This window comes from Limimaricola cinnabarinus (assembly GCF_002723615.1).
In the GTDB taxonomy this organism is placed as follows: Bacteria; Pseudomonadota; Alphaproteobacteria; order Rhodobacterales; family Rhodobacteraceae; genus Limimaricola; species Limimaricola cinnabarinus_B.
Map to the genome: position 1 here is coordinate 285,624 of NZ_KZ304951.1, position 16,611 is coordinate 302,234.

18 protein-coding genes are annotated in these 16,611 nt (G+C 68.9%); 12 read left to right on the top strand and 6 right to left on the bottom strand.

Going from position 1 to position 16,611, the window contains the following annotated elements; all coding sequences use genetic code 11:
• Nucleotides 1–20 precede the first annotated feature (20 nt).
• The 11 genes from CJ301_RS01385 (at nucleotide 21) to CJ301_RS01435 (ending at nucleotide 10,114) form a co-directional block, all read left to right on the top strand.
• Nucleotides 21–455 carry a YeeE/YedE family protein gene (locus tag CJ301_RS01385; RefSeq protein WP_099273462.1) on the top strand — a complete coding sequence of 145 codons (435 nt, stop codon included), beginning with the start codon at nucleotides 21–23 and terminating at the stop codon, nucleotides 453–455.
• 1 nt (nucleotide 456) lies between these two features.
• The gene (locus tag CJ301_RS01390; protein WP_099273464.1) at nucleotides 457–900 is read left to right on the top strand and encodes a YeeE/YedE family protein; all 444 of its coding nucleotides are present in this window, start codon (nucleotides 457–459) and stop codon (nucleotides 898–900) included.
• Complete coding sequence (locus CJ301_RS01395) at nucleotides 897–1,814, top strand: MBL fold metallo-hydrolase (protein WP_099273466.1); 918 nt, start codon at nucleotides 897–899, stop codon at nucleotides 1,812–1,814. The genes CJ301_RS01390 and CJ301_RS01395 overlap by 4 nt, the downstream gene beginning before the upstream one ends.
• Before the next feature lie 76 nt (nucleotides 1,815–1,890).
• Complete coding sequence (locus CJ301_RS01400) at nucleotides 1,891–3,624, top strand: SulP family inorganic anion transporter (RefSeq protein ID WP_099274145.1); 1,734 nt, start codon at nucleotides 1,891–1,893, stop codon at nucleotides 3,622–3,624.
• Entirely contained in the window at nucleotides 3,624–5,123 is a 1,500-nt protein-coding gene (locus tag CJ301_RS01405; protein WP_162620399.1) for a multicopper oxidase family protein, read from the top strand. Before CJ301_RS01400 ends, CJ301_RS01405 begins: the two co-directional genes overlap by 1 nt.
• Before the next feature lie 126 nt (nucleotides 5,124–5,249).
• Nucleotides 5,250–5,585, top strand: a complete 336-nt coding sequence (locus CJ301_RS01410) for a hypothetical protein (RefSeq protein WP_099273468.1) — start codon at nucleotides 5,250–5,252, stop codon at nucleotides 5,583–5,585.
• Nucleotides 5,586–5,909: 324 nt separating this feature from the next.
• Entirely contained in the window at nucleotides 5,910–6,686 is a 777-nt protein-coding gene (locus CJ301_RS01415; protein WP_099273470.1) for an amino acid ABC transporter substrate-binding protein, read from the top strand.
• A gap of 8 nt (nucleotides 6,687–6,694) precedes the next feature.
• Entirely contained in the window at nucleotides 6,695–7,369 is a 675-nt protein-coding gene (locus CJ301_RS01420) for an amino acid ABC transporter permease (RefSeq protein WP_099273472.1), read from the top strand.
• Nucleotides 7,366–8,097 carry an amino acid ABC transporter ATP-binding protein gene (locus CJ301_RS01425; RefSeq protein WP_099273474.1) on the top strand — a complete coding sequence of 244 codons (732 nt, stop codon included), beginning with the start codon at nucleotides 7,366–7,368 and terminating at the stop codon, nucleotides 8,095–8,097. Before CJ301_RS01420 ends, CJ301_RS01425 begins: the two co-directional genes overlap by 4 nt.
• A gap of 146 nt (nucleotides 8,098–8,243) precedes the next feature.
• Nucleotides 8,244–9,173, top strand: coding sequence for a DUF808 domain-containing protein (locus CJ301_RS01430; RefSeq protein WP_099273476.1), 930 nt, complete (start codon nucleotides 8,244–8,246; stop codon nucleotides 9,171–9,173).
• Between the two features lie 242 nt (nucleotides 9,174–9,415).
• Nucleotides 9,416–10,114, top strand: a complete 699-nt coding sequence (locus CJ301_RS01435) for a PIG-L deacetylase family protein (protein WP_162620386.1) — start codon at nucleotides 9,416–9,418, stop codon at nucleotides 10,112–10,114.
• On the opposite strand, the gene CJ301_RS01440 is transcribed toward CJ301_RS01435, so the two are convergent.
• Genes CJ301_RS01440 through bioB form a run of 6 tightly spaced genes read right to left on the bottom strand, consistent with a single transcriptional unit; the run spans nucleotide 10,111 to nucleotide 15,519 of the window.
• Nucleotides 10,111–10,881, bottom strand: a complete 771-nt coding sequence (locus CJ301_RS01440) for a methyltransferase domain-containing protein (protein ID WP_099273480.1) — start codon at nucleotides 10,879–10,881, stop codon at nucleotides 10,111–10,113. The genes CJ301_RS01435 and CJ301_RS01440 overlap by 4 nt on opposite strands.
• Complete coding sequence (locus CJ301_RS01445) at nucleotides 10,878–11,492, bottom strand: pimeloyl-ACP methyl esterase BioG family protein (protein ID WP_099273482.1); 615 nt, start codon at nucleotides 11,490–11,492, stop codon at nucleotides 10,878–10,880. The genes CJ301_RS01440 and CJ301_RS01445 overlap by 4 nt, the downstream gene beginning before the upstream one ends.
• A 4-nt stretch (nucleotides 11,493–11,496) precedes the next feature.
• Nucleotides 11,497–12,780, bottom strand: coding sequence for an adenosylmethionine--8-amino-7-oxononanoate transaminase (bioA, locus tag CJ301_RS01450; RefSeq protein ID WP_099273484.1), 1,284 nt, complete (start codon nucleotides 12,778–12,780; stop codon nucleotides 11,497–11,499).
• Nucleotides 12,777–13,406, bottom strand: a complete 630-nt coding sequence (gene bioD, locus CJ301_RS01455) for a dethiobiotin synthase (RefSeq protein ID WP_099273486.1) — start codon at nucleotides 13,404–13,406, stop codon at nucleotides 12,777–12,779. Before bioD ends, bioA begins: the two co-directional genes overlap by 4 nt.
• Complete coding sequence (locus CJ301_RS01460; protein WP_099273488.1) at nucleotides 13,403–14,560, bottom strand: 8-amino-7-oxononanoate synthase; 1,158 nt, start codon at nucleotides 14,558–14,560, stop codon at nucleotides 13,403–13,405. Before CJ301_RS01460 ends, bioD begins: the two co-directional genes overlap by 4 nt.
• Complete coding sequence (gene bioB, locus CJ301_RS01465; RefSeq protein ID WP_254050050.1) at nucleotides 14,557–15,519, bottom strand: biotin synthase BioB; 963 nt, start codon at nucleotides 15,517–15,519, stop codon at nucleotides 14,557–14,559. The genes CJ301_RS01460 and bioB overlap by 4 nt, the downstream gene beginning before the upstream one ends.
• Before the next feature lie 192 nt (nucleotides 15,520–15,711).
• On the opposite strand from bioB, the gene CJ301_RS01470 reads away from it, so the two are divergent.
• Nucleotides 15,712–16,608, top strand: a complete 897-nt coding sequence (locus CJ301_RS01470) for a DMT family transporter (protein ID WP_254050029.1) — start codon at nucleotides 15,712–15,714, stop codon at nucleotides 16,606–16,608.
• Nucleotides 16,609–16,611: the final 3 nt, after the last annotated feature.

Genomic DNA, 16,611 nt, shown 5'->3' on the forward strand with positions numbered 1-16,611 from the left:
TCGTATCACGGAGTCGAGAGATGGAAACAGAGTTCACCCCATGGCTGTCGCTCGGAGGCGGCATGATGATCGGGGCTTCGGCGGTGCTGCTGATGGCCACCAATGGTCGCATCGCCGGGATCAGCGGCCTCACCTCGCGGATCTTCGCGCGCTCCACCGATGGCGAGGCGCGCGGCGTCTCGGCGCTGTTCGTGCTCGGCCTGCTCATGGCCGCGCCGATCTGGATGCTGGTGTCCGGCGACTGGCCGCAGCAATGGGTGCCGTCGAGCCCGGCGCTGATGGCGGTGGCGGGCCTTCTGGTGGGCTTCGGCGCGACCTATGGCAATGGCTGCACCTCGGGCCATGGCGTCTGCGGCATCAGTCGCGGCTCGATGCGCTCGATCGTCGCCACCCTCACCTTCATGGCCGCGGCCTTCGTCACGGTCTTCGTCACCCGCCATCTGATCGGAGGCTGAGATGAAACAGATCTTCGCGCTGCTCTCCGGCCTGGTCTTCGGCCTCGGCCTGATCGTCTCGGGCATGGCCGACCCGGCCAAGGTGCTCAATTTCCTCGACGTCTTCGGCACCTGGGACCCGAGCCTCGCCTTCGTCATGGGCGGTGCCATCGCGGTGACCGCACCGGGCTTCGCGCTTCTCACCCGCCGCCGGTCGCGTCCCTTCTTCGACAGCCAGTTCCGCATCCCGACCCGGACCGACCTCGACCCCAGGCTTCTGACCGGCGCGGTTCTGTTCGGCATCGGCTGGGGGCTTGGCGGCTTCTGCCCCGGCCCGGCGCTCACCGCGCTGCCGATCGCGACGACCGGCGCGCTGATCTTCGTGCCCTTCATGCTGGGCGGCATGTGGCTTGCCCGGCACACCCCCGACCTCTCCCTGCCCATTCGCAAAGGAGCCCCCCAATGACCGATCCCCTGAAGAGCCGCGTCGTGCGCCATTCGCCTTCGACCGGCGCGAACAGCCCCGATGTCTGGGGCATCTACGAGCCCGATACCGGGTCGATCCAGTATATCTGTGCCGATCCCAAGACCCGTCAGGCGGCGCTGATCGACGTGGTGTGGAACTTCGACCCGAAGAATTACCGCTTTTCCACCGAGAGCATGGACCAGGTGCTCGATATCGTGCGCGAGAACGACCTGAAGGTGCAGTGGGTGCTCGACACCCACCCCCATGCCGACCACGTCATGGCCTCGGCGCATCTCAAGGAGCGCACCGGCGCGCCCAACGCCATCGGCGCGCTGGTGCCCGAGATCGCGAAGATCTGGGCCGATCTCTACAACCTGCCCGATGCCTTCGATGCCAATCGCGATTTCGACCACCTGTTCGAGGAGGGCGAGAGCTTCAAGATCGGCGATCTGGAGGCGAAGGTGATGCTGTCGCCCGGCCACACGCTGGGCTCGATCACCTATGTCTGCGGCGATGCGGCCTTCGTGCATGACACGCTGATGCAGCCCGATGCCGGCACCTCGCGCTCGGACTTTCCGGGCGGCAGGACCGCCGAGCTGTGGGACTCGATCCAGGACATCCTCGCCCTGCCCGGCAACACCCGCCTCAATGTCGGCCACGACTACGGCACCAAGGAGCGGAAGGAGCCTGCGTGGGAGGCGACGGTGGACGAACACCGCGCCAACAACATCCACGTCAAGGACGGCACCAAGCGCGAGGATTTCATCGAACGCCGCCAGAGCCGCGACGCGACGCTGGCGCTGCCCAACCGCATCCTCGCCGCATTGCAGATCAACCTGCGCGGCGGGCGGCTGCCCCCGGCCGAGGATGACGGCCACCACTATCTGAAACTGCCGGTGAACCGCTTCGACTGATCGCCCGGGCGGCCCGTCCTCCCGACTAGGGCCGCCCTTTTCCCTTCCTTCTCATGCCGGACAAACCGAGATGACCATGCCCTCGCTGTCGCGCTACCTGCCGATCCTCGACTGGGGGCGGCGCTACGACCGCTCCGCCTTCACCGGCGACGCGGTCGCGGCGGTGATCGTCACGATCATGCTGATCCCGCAATCCCTGGCCTATGCGCTGCTCGCGGGCCTGCCGCCCGAGGCCGGGATCTATGCCTCGATCGCGCCGATCCTGCTCTATGCGATCTTCGGCACCAGCCGCACGCTGGCGGTGGGCCCGGTCGCGGTGGTGTCGCTGATGACGGCCGCCGCGGTGGGCGAGGTCGCCGCAAGCGGCACGGCGGGCTATGTCGCCGCGGCGCTGACGCTCGCCTTCCTGTCGGGCGCGATGCTGCTGGCGCTGGGGCTGCTGCGGCTCGGCTTTCTCGCCAATTTCCTGTCGCACCCGGTGATCGCGGGCTTCATCACCGCGAGCGGCATCCTGATCGCGGCGAGCCAGTTGAGCCACATCCTCGGCATCGAGGGCGAGGGCCACACGCTGATCGAGATCGGCGCCGGCCTCGTCGCGCAACTGGACGAGATCAACCCGATCACCGTCGCTTTGGGCGTCTCGGCCACCGCCTTCCTGTTCTGGGTGCGCGGCGGGCTGAAGCCGCTCTTGCGCCGAATGGGCCTTGGCCCGCGCATGGCCGATATCGGCGCCAAGACCGGCCCGGTGCTGGCCATCCTCGCCACCACGCTTGCCGTCTGGGCCTTCGATCTGGGCGCGCGCGGCGTCGCCATCGTCGGCGAGGTGCCGCAAAGCCTGCCGCCGCTGACCCTGCCCTCATTCTCGCCCGAACTGCTGTCGCAGCTCTTCGTGCCCGCCCTGCTCATCTCGATCATCGGCTTCGTCGAAAGCATCTCGGTCGCGCAGACGCTGGCCGCAAAGAAGCGCCAGCGCATCGACCCCGACCAGGAGCTGATCGGCCTCGGCGCCGCCAACATGAGTGCGGCCTTCTCGGGCGGCTTTCCGGTCACGGGCGGCTTTTCGCGCTCGGTGGTGAACTACGACGCCGGCGCCGAGACCCCCGCCGCAGGCGCCTTCACCGCCCTCGGCCTCGCGCTGGCCGCGCTGTTCCTGACGCCGCTGATCCACTACCTGCCGAAAGCCACGCTGGCGGCCACGATCATCGTCGCGGTCCTCAGCCTCGTCGATTTCTCGATCCTCAAGCGCGCCTGGCGCTTCAGCCGCGCCGATTTCGCCGCCGTCTCGGCGACGATCCTGCTGACGCTCCTTTTCGGCGTCGAGACCGGCGTGACGGCGGGCGTGGTCACCTCGATCCTCGTGCATCTCTACAAGACCTCGCGCCCGCACATGGCGGTGGTGGGCCGGGTGCCCGGCACCGAGCATTTCCGCAACGTGCTGCGCCACGAGGTCGAGACCCAGCCGCATGTGCTGTCGTTGCGGGTCGACGAAAGCCTCTACTTTCCCAACGCCCGTTATCTCGAGGACCGGCTCTCGGCCTATGCCGCCGAGAAGCCCGAGCTCACGGACGTGGTGCTGATGTTCCCGGCGGTGAACGAGATCGACCTTTCGGCGCTGGAGTCGCTCGAAGCGATCAACACAAGGCTCAAGGATGCCGGCATCCGGCTGCATTTGAGCGAGGTGAAGGGCCCGGTGATGGACCGGCTGAAGCGCAGCCATCTCCTCGAAGAGCTGACCGGCGAGGTCTTCCTAAGCCAGCACGAGGCGGCGTGCAGGCTGGGGAGCCCTGCAAACCTCGAAGGAACGGCTTGATGCGACGCAGGAGTTTTCTGAGTGGGGCGCTGGCCAGCCTTGCGGTTCCGGCGCTCGTCGGTCGTGCGTCGGCGCAGGCCGTGGCAGGGCAACCGCTGCCCATTCCGGCCTTGATCGATATCGGCGAAGAAGCCGGAAACCGGATCGATGCGATCGCCGGGCGAAAGGCCTTTCTCGATGGCGCTGAGACACAGGTGCTGGGCTGGTCGCAGGATTATCTCGGCCCGACATTGAGGATGCGGCGGGGACGAGGCGCCCGGATCACGGTCGGCAACAGGCTGGAGCAAGGTATCACGGCGCATTGGCATGGGCTGCATGTGCCCGGCTGGCAGGATGGCGGGCCACATTCCGTGATCGCGCCGGGGCGGGAACTCGAACAGACGCTCGAGATCGACCAGCCTGCGGGCACCTACTGGTATCACTCGCATGTCCATGGACGCACCGGAGAGCAGGTCTATCACGGGCTGGCAGGTCTGCTGCTCATCGATGACTCCGAAGCGGCGGATGCGGGACTGCCTTCGGATTACGGCGTGGACGATATTCCCATGATCGTTCAGGATCGCAGTTTCTCGCGCCGCGGCGAACTGCGCTACGACGATGACGGCATGGCGCTCATGCAAGGATTCCGGGGCGACAGGGTCCTCGTGAACGGGGCGCCGACCCCGGTCGCCGGGGTTCCCGCGGGGATGGTCCGCCTGCGCCTGCTCAACGGTTCGAACTCGCGGGTCTACCGCTTCCGCTTCGCGGATGGCCGCGCGTTCCATCATGTCGCCGGCGATGCCGGGCTTCTGCCGGCGCCGCTACGGCGGACCGAAATCCAACTGGCCCCCGCCGAGCGGGCCGAGATCGTCGTTGATTTCGCGAACGGACACCCCGCCCGGCTCGTCTCGGCCGATGTGCCGATGCCGATGATGGGCGGCGGCATGATGGGCCGCGGTGGCATGATGGGCGGCATGATGAGCGGTAACTCCGAGGCCTCCGATGGCAGCGATGTCTTCGAGGTGGCGCGGTTCGAGGTCGACCCTGGCCGCGCGGCCAGGGTCGCGACCTTGCCTGCCACTTTGGCAGGCGCGCCGCGCCCCGATTTCGGGGAACCCTTGCGCCGCCGAAGCTTCCGGCTCGACATGATGATGGGCATGGGGATGATGGGCGCGATGTTCGGCGGCAAGCCGGATCTCGGCATCAACGGCAAGTCCTACGAGATGGACCGGATCGACCAGCAGCTGCGCCTGGGCGAGACCGAGATCTGGGAAATTTCGGCCGACATGATGGCCCACCCGTTCCACGTCCACGGCACCTCGTTCCAGGTGATGAGCCGCAATGGCCGCGCGGTAGATCATGCCGAAACCGGGCTGAAGGACGTGGTCTGGGTCGATGGCACCGCCGAAATCCTGATCCGTTTTGACCAGCCCGCCCGCCCCGACGCGCCCTACATGTATCACTGTCATATCCTCGAACACGAGGACGCAGGCATGATGGGCCAGTTTACCGTTTCCTGAGCGAAACTTGGAGGCTTCAGCCCTCTGTTCGGGAGGGTCCGACCATGGTGGGGCGGAACGGCGGCCTCTTGAGTTGCTCCTCCCGAAGGCAGACCGACCCCTTTCCCCCCTGCTCGACAAGCGCGAATGGCCGAAGGGCTTTACCTCGACATCTGCCTCATCAGCTGCCTGCGCAAGCACCGGCACTGCATCATGATCCCGCAAGGAGCCGGTGCCGGTGACTTCACGCCCTTGCTCGATCTCGACGAGGTGGAGACGGTCGTGGTCACCGTCGTCGCGGCCACGGCAGCGCGGAGGGCTCTCGTCGGGATCAGCGGCAGTTCGCGCTGGAATGCGATGGCAAGGATCGCTCACGGCGCGCCCGAGCCGAGCATCAATCGAAGCACCCTGCCCGTCGACACCAGCTTGAACAGATGCCTCCGGCGTCACCCCTGCGCGGACGGACATCTGGCCCCGACATGACCGCCTCCCTGCCTTCGGCCATGAGGTCGAAACCGATCCGCCATGGCGCGGGCCATGGTCCCGTAGCCGTCGCGGCGAGGCTTCTCACGGCGATCCAGTCGGGAATCGCAAAGAGCCGCGGCGACGGCGCCGCCGATGGCCCTGGGCGCCCCCTGCGCCGAGATCCGCGGCCGAGCGGAATGCTGGTCCTCGCAAGACCCGTCGCGGCCGACAATTTTCCACGTCCGTCCTCGCCTGCCGAACATTCGCCCTTATCTGGTCTGACACGTTGAACCTGGCCCGCTCAGGCGGCACGTCGGGTGTCCAGGACAAAGGAGCTGCATCATGCTGAAAACCTTCATCACCGCCGCGATCGCGACGGCCGGGCTGTCGACCGCCGCCGTGGCGCAGGAAAACGATACGCTGGTCGTCGGCATGTCGGGCGGCTATTTCCCCTTCACCTTCGTGCGCCAGGACGAGCTGCAGGGCTTCGAGGTCGACGTGATGAACGCCGTCGGCGAAGAGGCCGGGCTCGACATCGAGTTCCAGACCATGAGCTTTTCGGGCCTGATCGGCGCGCTCGAAGCCGGGCGGATCGACACGATCGCCAACCAGATCACCATCACCCCCGAGCGCGAGGCGGCCTTCGTCTTCACCCAGCCCTATGTCATCGACGGCGCGCAGGTGGTGACGCAGGAGGGCAATGACGAGATCGGAAGCGTCGAGGATCTGCGCGGCCGGACCGTCGCGGTCAATCTCGGCTCGAACTTCGAGCAGCTGCTGCGCGAGCTGCCCTTTGCCGACGAGATCGACATCCGCACCTATGAATCGAACATCGAGCAGGACACCGCTTTGGGCCGCGTCGATGCCTTCGTGATGGACCGCGTCTCCTCGGCGCAGGTGATCAAGGAAAGCCCGCTGCCGCTGCAGCTCGCCGGGCAGCCCTTTTCCGAAATCCGCAACGCCCTGCCCTTCCGCGACACCGAGGAAGACCGCGCCATGCGCGACCGCGTCGATGCGGCGCTGAGCGCGCTCAAGGAAGACGGCAGGCTGGCCGAGATCTCGCAGGAATGGTTCGACAGCGACATCACCTCCGTTGCCGCCGAAACCGAAACCGAGTGAGCTGAACCATGCGGGCGCTCGACCTCGATTACATGCTGGGGCTGGTGCCCGTCATTCTCGGTTACGTGCCGCTGACGCTCTTCATGGCGGCGGTGGCGATGCTCTGCGCGCTGGTGCTGGCTTCGCTGCTCGCGGTGGAGCGCGTGATCCGCGTGCCGGGGCTCGACTGGCTGGTGGTGCTGTTCATCAGCTTCTTTCGCGGCACGCCGCTGCTGGTGCAGCTGTTCCTCTTTTATTACGGCCTGCCGCAGGTGCTGTCCTTCCTGACGCAGATCAACGGCGTGACCGCCGCGATCATGGGGCTGACGCTGCATTTCTCGGCCTACATGGCCGAGGCGATCCGCGCCGCGATCACCGGCGTCGATCGCAGCCAGTGGGAGGCGGCGCAGTCGATCGGCATGACGCAGGCCCAGATGATGCGGCGGATCGTGCTGCCGCAGGCGGGCCGGATCGCGGCGCCGACGCTGGTCAACTACTTCATCGACATGATCAAGGGCACCTCACTGGCCTTCACGCTCGGGGTGACCGAGATGATGGGCGCCACGCAGAAGGAGGCGTCTGGCAGCTTTCTCTACTTCGAGGCCTTCCTCGTGGTGGCGATCCTCTACTGGATCATCGTGGAGGTGCTGAGCCAGGGGCAGAAGCAGCTCGAAACCCATCTCAACAAGGCCTATGCGCGATGATCTCGATACGTGGACTGACCAAGCGGTTCGGCAGCACGGCGGTGCTCGACGGCATCGACCTCGACATCGCCGAGGGCGAGCGGGTCGTGGTGATCGGCCCTTCGGGGACCGGCAAGTCGACGCTGCTGCGCTGCCTCAACTTCCTCGACCGGCCCGATGCCGGGACGATCGCGATTGGCGATGTCTCGGTCGATGTCGCCCGGGCCACGAAGCGCGACATCCTGGCGCTGCGCCGGGCCACGGCCTTCGTGTTCCAGAACTACGCGCTTTTCGCCAACAAGACGGCGAAGGAGAACATCATGGAGGCGCTGGTCACCGTGCAGGGCCGCCCGCGCGAGGAGGCAGAGCGCCGCGCGCGCGAGGTGCTGGCCGAGACCGGGCTTGCCGAAAAGGCCGACAGCTACCCCGCGGCCCTGTCCGGCGGCCAGCAGCAGCGCGTCGGGATCGGCCGGGCGATGGCGATCGGCGCGGAGCTGATGCTTTTCGACGAGCCGACCTCGGCGCTCGACCCCGAATGGGTGGGCGAGGTGCTCGACCTGATGCGCCGCGTCGCCGCCCAGCGCCAGACGATGCTGATCGTCACCCACGAAATGCAGTTCGCCCGCGAGATCGCCGACCGCGTGATCTTCATGGAGGGCGGGCGCATCGTCGAGCAGGGCCCGCCGGGCCAGGTGCTCGAAGCGCCGCATGACGCGCGGCTGCGCCGCTTCCTGCGCCGCGTCGCCTGATCGGGCGCGGCACCGGCGGTCAGCCATGCAAGAGCGCCCCCTTGCGGGAAAAATTCGCGCATGATGCGACCCATTCTGGGCATGGGGGGTTGGACCGCGGTAAGCCTTGGCAACGCGCAACAAACCAACCCAGTATCGGCAGGCCCATGAGTTCCGGATTATTCGCACTTCTCGACGACGTCGCCCTGATCGCCAGAACCGCCGCGGCATCGCTCGATGACGTGGCCGCGGCCACCATGAAGGCGGGCTCGAAATCCATGGGCATCATCATCGACGATGCCGCCGTCACGCCGAAATACGTGCTGGGCTTCATGGCCGACCGCGAGCTGCCGATCATCCGCAAGATCGGCATCGGCTCGCTGCGCAACAAGATCCTGGTCCTGCTGCCGGCGGCGCTGGCGCTGAGCTTTCTCGCGCCATGGGCGATCACGCCGCTCCTGATGCTGGGCGGGCTCTATCTCGCCTATGAGGGGGCGGAAAAGATCGTCGAGGTGGTGCTGGGCCATGGGCACGAGGCCAAGAAGAAGGTCGTGCTCGATGAGGAAAGCACGGTCAGGGGCGCGATCCGCACCGATTTCATCCTCTCGGCCGAGATCATGGCGCTGACCCTGTCGAGCGTGTCCGAGCTGCCCTTCGTCACACAGGCCGCCGTGCTCGGCGTGGTGGGCGTGTTCATAACCTTCATCGTCTATGGCGCGGTGGCGATCATCGTGAAGGCCGATGATTTCGGCGCGGCGCTGGCCGCGCGCGGGCCGGACGGCTTCGTTCCCGGCTTCGGGCGGGCGCTGGTCAAGGGCATGCCCTATGTGCTCAAGCTGCTCTCCATCGTCGGCACGGCGGCGATGCTGTGGGTGAGCGGCGGCATTCTCGTGCACGGGCTGGAGAACTACCACATCTCCCGGCCCGAGCATGTGGTGGAGGAGGCGCGACATTGGGTTCTCGCCCATGCGCCGGTTCTGCAAGACGCGCTGGGCTGGCTGACGGGGGCCACGATCATGGGGGTGATCGGACTCGCCGTGGGGGTCATTCTCGTCGCGATACTCTCGGTCCTGCCGCTGAAATCGCGCGCCCATTGAGCGCAGATGGCCGGGCGGCACCGCCCGGCCACGGGACGCGCGCGGCCCCTGTTGCGCCACGCCCCGGCGGAGGCGCAAAAAGAACGGGCCGAGCCGATGCGCAGCGCGAATCCCGGAACCCCGGCGCAGGGTTGCGGTTGTGGCGCCATGGGCAGAGCTAAGACAGCCGGGCGCGCGACGCCGCCAGAGAGGGACACGGGCGCGAAAGCGGCGCGGTCCCTTCCCCGATGCGGGCACCGCGCATGATCTTCAGGCGGCGCGATGCCCCCCGGCCTTCGACCGATGGCGCTTTCCTGCGCGCCGCCGATGGCGCGCTCTCGACCACGGCCGCGCGGATCATGTCGGGCGCTTCGCGGCTGGCCGTCATCGTCGCGCGCGCGGGCGACGAGACGCTGTGCTGCGGCGCGCTGATCCATGCGGCGGCGCGCGGCGGCGCACGGGTCGACGTCATCTGCCTGACCCAAGGCGAAGAGACCATGCGAGCCCGCCATGACGAGACGGCGGACGCGCTGGCCTGCCTTGCCCCCGATGCGACACTGCACTGGATCGGCGAGCCCGAGAAGACGCTGCCCGCGCGGGGGCGGCATTTCGACATGCTGGCACGGCGGTTGCAGCCGCTCATCGCCCCCGAAGCGACGGTGCTGCTGCCATGGCCGGGCGAGCCCTGCGTCGATCTTGCGCGCGGCCATGCGCTGGGGCGCGCGGCGATGGCCGCTGACCGGGCGGCGCTATGCTACCTGGCCGAGGCGCGCTTTCTCCCCAAGGCGCAGGTGCCGCATGGCCTGCGGCTTCTGACCGCGCCGCCCGCCTCGATCGCGGCCAAGCGGCGTGCGATGAGCCAACATTCCGGGCGATGCGGAGAATTGGCCGCATCGGGCCGGACACCACCCGCGATGCTGGAGCATTTCCTGCAACACCCGGAGCTTTACCTGCCCGGCTAGGCCTGTCCCTGTGGCGCGACGCCGATGACGAGATGCACCGAGACATAGCTCAGCCCCAGCCGGCCATCGGCAAGCCCATGCTCCGCACGCCAGCGCCGCTCGGCCTCGCGCATCGCGCCTCGGCCCCAACCGGCGCGCGCATTGCCGGTGACGCCGGTGGCCCGCAGATGGCGCAGCAGCTGCGGAAGATCGTCGAATCCCAGCACCTCGCGTCGCCGCTCCGCCGCGCGCAGCACGAGCCCCGGCGGCAGCAGCGCGGGCCAGTCGGCGGGATCGGCATAGAAAAGCGGCGCGGGCGCAGCCAACGCCGCCAGCTCCGCGAAATGCCCCCGCCCGAAGCCGCCGATCAGCAGCCGCCCCCCCGGCGCGAGATGGCGCGACAGCCGCGCCAGCAGCGCCGCCGGATCGGCGATCCATTGGATCGTCGCGCCGGAGGCGATGAGATCGTAGGCGCCGTGCAGCGGCAACCCCTCGATCGGGCCGGAGCGGAAGGCGGGCCGCAGGTCGCCGGGCAGGTGATCGCGCGCCTCGTCGAGCAGGTCATTGCTCTCGAAAGCCCCGAAGTCGAAGCGGCGATGCAGCGCCCGGGTCAGCAGACCGGTGCCGCAGCCGAACTCCAGCGCCCGGCCGATCCGCGGCCCGGCCCCGTCCACCGCCAGCATCTCGGCCAGGCGCTGCGCGCTCATGGCCTGCACCCGCGCCGCGTCGTGATAGCTCGGCAGGCCACGGCGAAAGGCACGGGCGACGCGCGCATGAGGCAGGCTCATCGCAGCACCTCGTCCCAGTCGCGCCAGAGACCGAACGGCGCATGCGGCGCATCGACCATGCGCGTCGGCGTTTGCGCAAAGACGCGTTGCAGGTTGGCGGCGGGAAAGACATGGTCGCCCGCCGCGATCACCGCGGCATCCCAATCGCAGGACGGCGCGGCCCCCCGCGCGGCCACGGCGTCGAGTTCCGCGCGCAAGGCCGCGATGTCGGGCGCATCGATCGGCGGCACCCCGGCCCGGTCGAGAAACGCCGCGAGCACCGCTTGGCTCAGCCTGTCGCGGGTCCGGGCGAAGACGGCGGGCGGAATGCCGAGGCGGCGATCGACCGGCGCCGGGCTGCCGCAGATCGCCACGCGGCGGTCGAAGCCGAGCGCGCGCCCCTCCTGCCAATGCGCATAAGCGGCGACGCCGAAGGACCAGGCGACGAGGTGGCGCCTGCGGTAGCCCGACAGCGGCGGCAGATCGGCATCGAGATCGCGCCAATCCCAGACGAAAAGCACGTCGCGACCCCCGCAAAGATGCGCCAATGGCGCGGCGCCCGCGGCCCAGCCGCCGAACACCACCACGACCTCCCCGGCCCCGCCCGGCCCGGCCAGCCAGCGCCACCGCATGATCCTAGAGCTCGCGCGCGAGGCGCAGCATCGCGGCGCAGACCCGGTCGATCTCGTGGGGCGCGAGGATGAAGGGCGGCATGGCGTAGATGTTGCATCCGAAGGGCCGCAGCCAGACGCCCGTCTCGCGCGAGATCGGGTGCGCGGCATCGGCGCTGACCACGTGATCCATCTCGATCACCGCGATCGCGCCGAGCACGCGGACATCGGCCACGCCGGGCATCTCGCGCGCGGGCGCGAGCCCCGCCTCCATTCGCTGCGCAATCGCGCCCACCCGGTCGCGCCAAGTGCCATCGGCGAGCAGGTCAAGGCTGGCGCAGGCCGCGGCGCAGGCCAGCGGGTTGCCCATGAAGGTCGGCCCGTGCATGAAGAGCCCCGGCTCGCCGCCGCCGATGGTGCGCGCGACATGCCCCGAGGCCATGACGGCGGCGAAGGAGAGATGCCCGCCGGTCAGCGCCTTGCCCAGGCACATGATGTCGGGCGTCACGCCCGCGAGATCGGCGGCGAACATCTCGCCGGTGCGGCCAAAGCCGGTTGCGATCTCGTCGAAGATCATCAGGATGCCGAGCTCGTCGCAGAGCTTGCGCGCCCGGCGCAGGTATTCGGGGTGATAAAAGCGCATGCCCCCCGCGCCCTGCACCATCGGCTCGAGGATCAGGCCCGCGATCTGGTCGCCATGCTCGTGCAGGAGCCGCGACAGCGCGGCGATGCCGTTCTCCTCGTCGTCTTCGGGCCAGTCCTCGTCCAGAGTGATCGGCGGGCGCGGCGCGAAATACTGGATGTTGAGCGCGCCCTCGAACAGGTGATGCATGCCGTTGACCGGGTCGCAGACGCTCATCGCCTTCCATGTGTCGCCGTGATAGCCGCCGCGCGGCGTGGCAAAGCGGGTGCGGCCCGGGTTGCCGGCGGCGATCTGGTGCTGCACCGCCATCTTCATCGCCACTTCGACCGCGACCGAGCCGCTGTCGCAGTAGAACACGTGGTCGAGCCCCTCGGGCGTCATCGCCACGAGGCGGCGGCCCAGCTCGACCGCCGGGCGATGCGTGAGCCCGCCGAACATGACATGCGGCAGCCTGTCGATCTGGGCATGCATCGCCGCGGTGATCGCCGGGTGGCGGTGGCCGTGGATCATGCACCACCAGGACGACATCGCGTCGATCATCTCCGTCCCGTCCTGAAGCGTGATCCACGCGCCCTCGGCCCGCTCGACCAGGAAGGTCGGCCCCGGCGCCATGACGTTGGTATAGGGGTGCCAGAGGTGATCCCGGTCGAACGCGGCGTCGGTCATGCGGCCTCCATCGCGGCGCGGATCGCGGCCATGTCGATGCTTTCGAAGCCCGAACGCAGGGTCTCGGGCGTCAGCGGATCGAGGCGGCCGAGCCGCCCCAGATGCGCCACGTCGCCCATCTCGGCGATGGTGCGCTCGACACGCGGCGCGGCCTCGCCCGAAAAGATCACGCCCGCCACCGGCACGCCCCGCGCGCGCAGCGCCGAGAGCGACAGCAGCGAATGGTTGATCGTCCCCAGCGCGGTCCGCGCCACGAGCACCACCGGCGCGCCCCAGCGGGCGAAGAGGTCGAGGAAGGTGGTCTCGTCATCGAGCGGCACCATCAGCCCGCCCGCCCCCTCGACCACCAGCGGCCGGGGGCTTTCGGGCAGGTCGAGGGCGGCGAGGTCGATCCGCACGCCCTCGGCCTCGGCCGAGATATGCGGGCTGGCGGGCAGCTCGAGGCGCACCGCCTCGGGCAGCACCGGGCTGCCCGCGAGGCGCGCCACGATCTCGCTGTCGGTTTCCTCCTCCAGCCCCGACTGCACCGGCTTCCAGTAGCTTGCGCCGAGGGCTTGGGCGAGGCCCGCCGAAACGATGGTCTTGCCGATGCCGGTATCGGTGCCGGTGACGATGATGGGCTTCATGCGGCCACCTTTCGGATATCGCCGAGATCCGCGAAAAGCGCGTCGATCTCGGCCGTGGAAACATTGGGGGTGATCGAAACGCGCAGCCGCGCCGTGCCGCGTGGCACGGTGGGCGGGCGGATGGCGCGCACGTCGTGGCCGCGCGCCTGAAGCGCCGAGGCCAGCGCCAGCGCCTCGGCGTCCTCGCCGATGAGGATGGGCAGGATCTGCGTCTCGAAATCGCCGAAGCCCGCCCGCCGCGCCGCCTCATGGGCGTGGCGAATGGCGTCCCACGCCGCATCGCGCAGGCCGGGCCGCTCGGCCAGAAGCCGCAGGCTCGCCCGCGTGATCGCCGCATCGAGCGGCGAGGGCGCGGTGGAGAAGACGAAGTTGCGCGCGCGGTTGACCAGCGTGTCGATCAGCACCGGGTCGGCGCAGACCAGACCGCCCGCGGAGCCCAGCGCCTTGCCGCAGGTGTGCAGGGTGACGAGATCGACGGAAGCATCGAGCCCATGCGCCCGGCCCTGCCCGCGGTCGCCGTAAAGCCCGGTGGCATGCGCCTCGTCGACCACCAGCACCGCGCCGTCCTCCGCCGCGACGGCGGCAAGGTCGGTCAGCGGCGCGAGGTCGCCCTCCATGGAATAGAGGCTTTCGCAGGCGATCCAGACGCGGCCCATGCCGCCTTTCGCGCGCCAGCCCTTCAGCGCATCGCGCGCGGCACCGGCATCGTTATGGGCGAAGGACGCGGTATCGGCCCGCCCGAGCCGCATGCCGTCATGCGCGCTGGCATGGACGAGCACGTCGAACAGCACGAGGTCGCCCTGCATCGGCAGGCCTGAGAAGATCGCGACATTGCCGGGAAAGCCCGCGCCCATGTAGAGCGCGGCGGGTGCCTCGAAGAAGGCCGCCGCCTCGGCCTCCAGCGCCTCGTGCTCGGCATCGTTGCCGCGCAGCAGTCGCGAGCCGCCCGAGCCCGTGGCCACGCCGCGGTCGAGTGCTTCGCGCGCGGCGTCGCGCAGCCATTCCGACGCCGCCAGCCCGAGATAATCATTCGATGCGAAATCCCGCCCCGCGCGCGGGCTCAGCGCCCGCCTGCGGCCACGCGCGCCGAGCGCGTCGAGCGCCTCGGCGTGGCGCGCAAATCCGGGGCGGCCCTGTCCGGCCGCCGGGCTCATCGCGCCCCGGTCTCGCCAAGCTCCATCGACTCCAGCCCGAGCCGCCCGAACAGCACGGAATCGCGGTCCTCGCCGGGGTTCTCGGCGGTGAGCAGCACGTCGCCCGAGAAGATCGAGTTCGCGCCCGCGAAGAAGCACAGCGCCTGCGTCTCCTCGCTCATCGAGGTGCGGCCCGCCGAAAGCCGCAGATGCGCCTTGGGCATCAGGATGCGCGCCAGCGCGATCACGCGGACGAAGTCGATCCCGTCGACCGGTTCCGCATCGGCGAGCGGCGTGTCGGGCATCGGCATCAGCTGGTTGATCGGCACGCTGTCGGGATGCTCTTCGAGATTGGCAAGCGCGAGCAGCATGTCGATCCGGTCCATCTCGGTCTCGCCCATGCCCAGGATGCCGCCCGAGCAGACCTTGATCCCGGCCTCGCGCACGCGGTTGAGCGTGTCGATCCGGTCGGCAAAGGTGCGGGTGGTGATCACTTCGGGGTAGTAGCGCTCCGAGGTGTCGATGTTGTGGTTGTAATAGTCGAGCCCCGCGCCCTTGAGCCGGATCACCTGGTCGTCCTCGAGCATGCCCAGCGTCATGCAGGTCTCCATGCCGAGCGCGCGCACACCCTCGACCATGGCGACGAGCTGATCCATGTCGCGCTCCTTGGGCGAGCGCCAGGCGGCACCCATGCAAAAGCGGGTCGAGCCCTGCTCCTTGGCGCGGCGCGCCTCCGAAAGCACGCGCTCGACCTCGATCAGCTTGGAGGCCGGGAGATGCGAGCCGTTGCGCGCCGACTGGCTGCAATAGGCGCAATCCTCGGCGCAGCCGCCGGTCTTGATGTTCGACAGCCGGCTGCGCTGGACCTTGTTGGGGTCGAAGTTCTGCCGGTGCACGGTCTGCGCCTGGAACAGCAGGTCGTTGAACGGCTGATCGAAAAGCGCCTGCGCCTCGGCGCGGGTCCAGTCGTGGCGGATGATGCTTGCGTCGGTCAAGGCGTGTCCCGCTGTCTCGGAAATGTTGCCGACTTCTAAGCCGCCGACGCCGAGGGGTCAAACGGCTTCGCTCGCCCGCCCCATCCGCCCGCCCCTCCATGCGCCCCTTGCACGGCAGGCATGGGCAATCCCGCGATGCCGCGATAGCACTTGGCGCACAACGTGGGGAGGAGCGGCATGGGCGCACGGATCGAGACGGAAACAGGATCGGAGGCGATCCGGGCCGCGGGCTGGATGATGGGCGCCGTCGCCGCGCTGACCTCCATGGCGGTGGCCGGGCGCGAGGTGTCCTTCGCGCTCGATACCTTCGAGATCATGGCCTATCGCTCGATCGCCGGGGTTGCCCTGCTCGCCGTCATATTGCGCGCGCGCGGCGCGCCCGCCTGGCCCCGCCTGCGCCGGCCGGGGCTGCACCTGTCGCGCAACCTCGCGCATTTCACCGCGCAGAACCTGTGGTTCTACGCCATCATCTCGCTGCCGCTGGCGCAGGTCTTCGCGCTGGAATTCACCGCGCCGCTCTGGGTGCTGGTGCTGTCGCCGCTGATCCTGGGCGAAAGGCTGACCCGGCCCCGCGCGCTCGCCGCTCTCCTGGGCTTTGCGGGCATCCTCCTGGTGGCGCAACCCGGCGCGGCGCCGCTGTCGCCCGCGCTTCTGGCGGCGGCGGGCTGCGCGCTGGGCTTCGCCTTCACCTACATCTTCACCAAGCGGCTCACGGCACAGGTCGATACCATCGAAATCCTGTGGTGGATGACCGTGAGCCAGACGGTCTTCGGCCTCGTCTGCGCGCTGATCGACGGCGAGATGGCCCTGCCCTCGGCCCAAAGCCTGCCCTGGATCGCGGTGATCGCGGCGGCGGGGCTTTCGGCGCATTACTGCATCACCAACGCGCTGCGCCGCGCTTCGGCGATGGTGGTCATGCCCTTCGATTTCCTGCGCCTGCCGCTGATCGCCCTCATTGGCTATCTCGCCTATGACGAGCCCGTGGGGCTCGCCGTCGTCGTCGGGGCGGCGCTGATCCTCGGGGGCAACTACATCAGCCTGCGCGCCGATGCGCGCCGGTCGCCCCGCGCTTGAGGC

Excerpts from the sequence above, each read along its gene's own strand:
- bioA (WP_099273484.1), bottom strand. The coding sequence starts at position 12,780 with ATGACCGACGCCGCGTTCGACCGGGATCACCTCTGGCACCCCTATACC.
- CJ301_RS01410 (WP_099273468.1), top strand. The coding sequence starts at position 5,250 with ATGGCCGAAGGGCTTTACCTCGACATCTGCCTCATCAGCTGCCTGCGC.
- CJ301_RS01395 (WP_099273466.1), top strand. The coding sequence starts at position 897 with ATGACCGATCCCCTGAAGAGCCGCGTCGTGCGCCATTCGCCTTCGACC.
- CJ301_RS01400 (WP_099274145.1), top strand. The coding sequence starts at position 1,891 with ATGCCCTCGCTGTCGCGCTACCTGCCGATCCTCGACTGGGGGCGGCGC.
- CJ301_RS01440 (WP_099273480.1), bottom strand. The coding sequence starts at position 10,881 with ATGAGCCTGCCTCATGCGCGCGTCGCCCGTGCCTTTCGCCGTGGCCTG.
- CJ301_RS01405 (WP_162620399.1), top strand. The coding sequence starts at position 3,624 with ATGCGACGCAGGAGTTTTCTGAGTGGGGCGCTGGCCAGCCTTGCGGTT.
- CJ301_RS01435 (WP_162620386.1), top strand. The coding sequence starts at position 9,416 with ATGATCTTCAGGCGGCGCGATGCCCCCCGGCCTTCGACCGATGGCGCT.
- CJ301_RS01385 (WP_099273462.1), top strand. The coding sequence starts at position 21 with ATGGAAACAGAGTTCACCCCATGGCTGTCGCTCGGAGGCGGCATGATG.
- CJ301_RS01470 (WP_254050029.1), top strand. The coding sequence starts at position 15,712 with ATGGGCGCACGGATCGAGACGGAAACAGGATCGGAGGCGATCCGGGCC.
- CJ301_RS01430 (WP_099273476.1), top strand. The coding sequence starts at position 8,244 with ATGAGTTCCGGATTATTCGCACTTCTCGACGACGTCGCCCTGATCGCC.
- CJ301_RS01420 (WP_099273472.1), top strand. The coding sequence starts at position 6,695 with ATGCGGGCGCTCGACCTCGATTACATGCTGGGGCTGGTGCCCGTCATT.
- bioD (WP_099273486.1), bottom strand. The coding sequence starts at position 13,406 with ATGAAGCCCATCATCGTCACCGGCACCGATACCGGCATCGGCAAGACC.
- CJ301_RS01425 (WP_099273474.1), top strand. The coding sequence starts at position 7,366 with ATGATCTCGATACGTGGACTGACCAAGCGGTTCGGCAGCACGGCGGTG.
- CJ301_RS01415 (WP_099273470.1), top strand. The coding sequence starts at position 5,910 with ATGCTGAAAACCTTCATCACCGCCGCGATCGCGACGGCCGGGCTGTCG.
- CJ301_RS01445 (WP_099273482.1), bottom strand. The coding sequence starts at position 11,492 with ATGCGGTGGCGCTGGCTGGCCGGGCCGGGCGGGGCCGGGGAGGTCGTG.
- CJ301_RS01460 (WP_099273488.1), bottom strand. The coding sequence starts at position 14,560 with ATGAGCCCGGCGGCCGGACAGGGCCGCCCCGGATTTGCGCGCCACGCC.
- CJ301_RS01390 (WP_099273464.1), top strand. The coding sequence starts at position 457 with ATGAAACAGATCTTCGCGCTGCTCTCCGGCCTGGTCTTCGGCCTCGGC.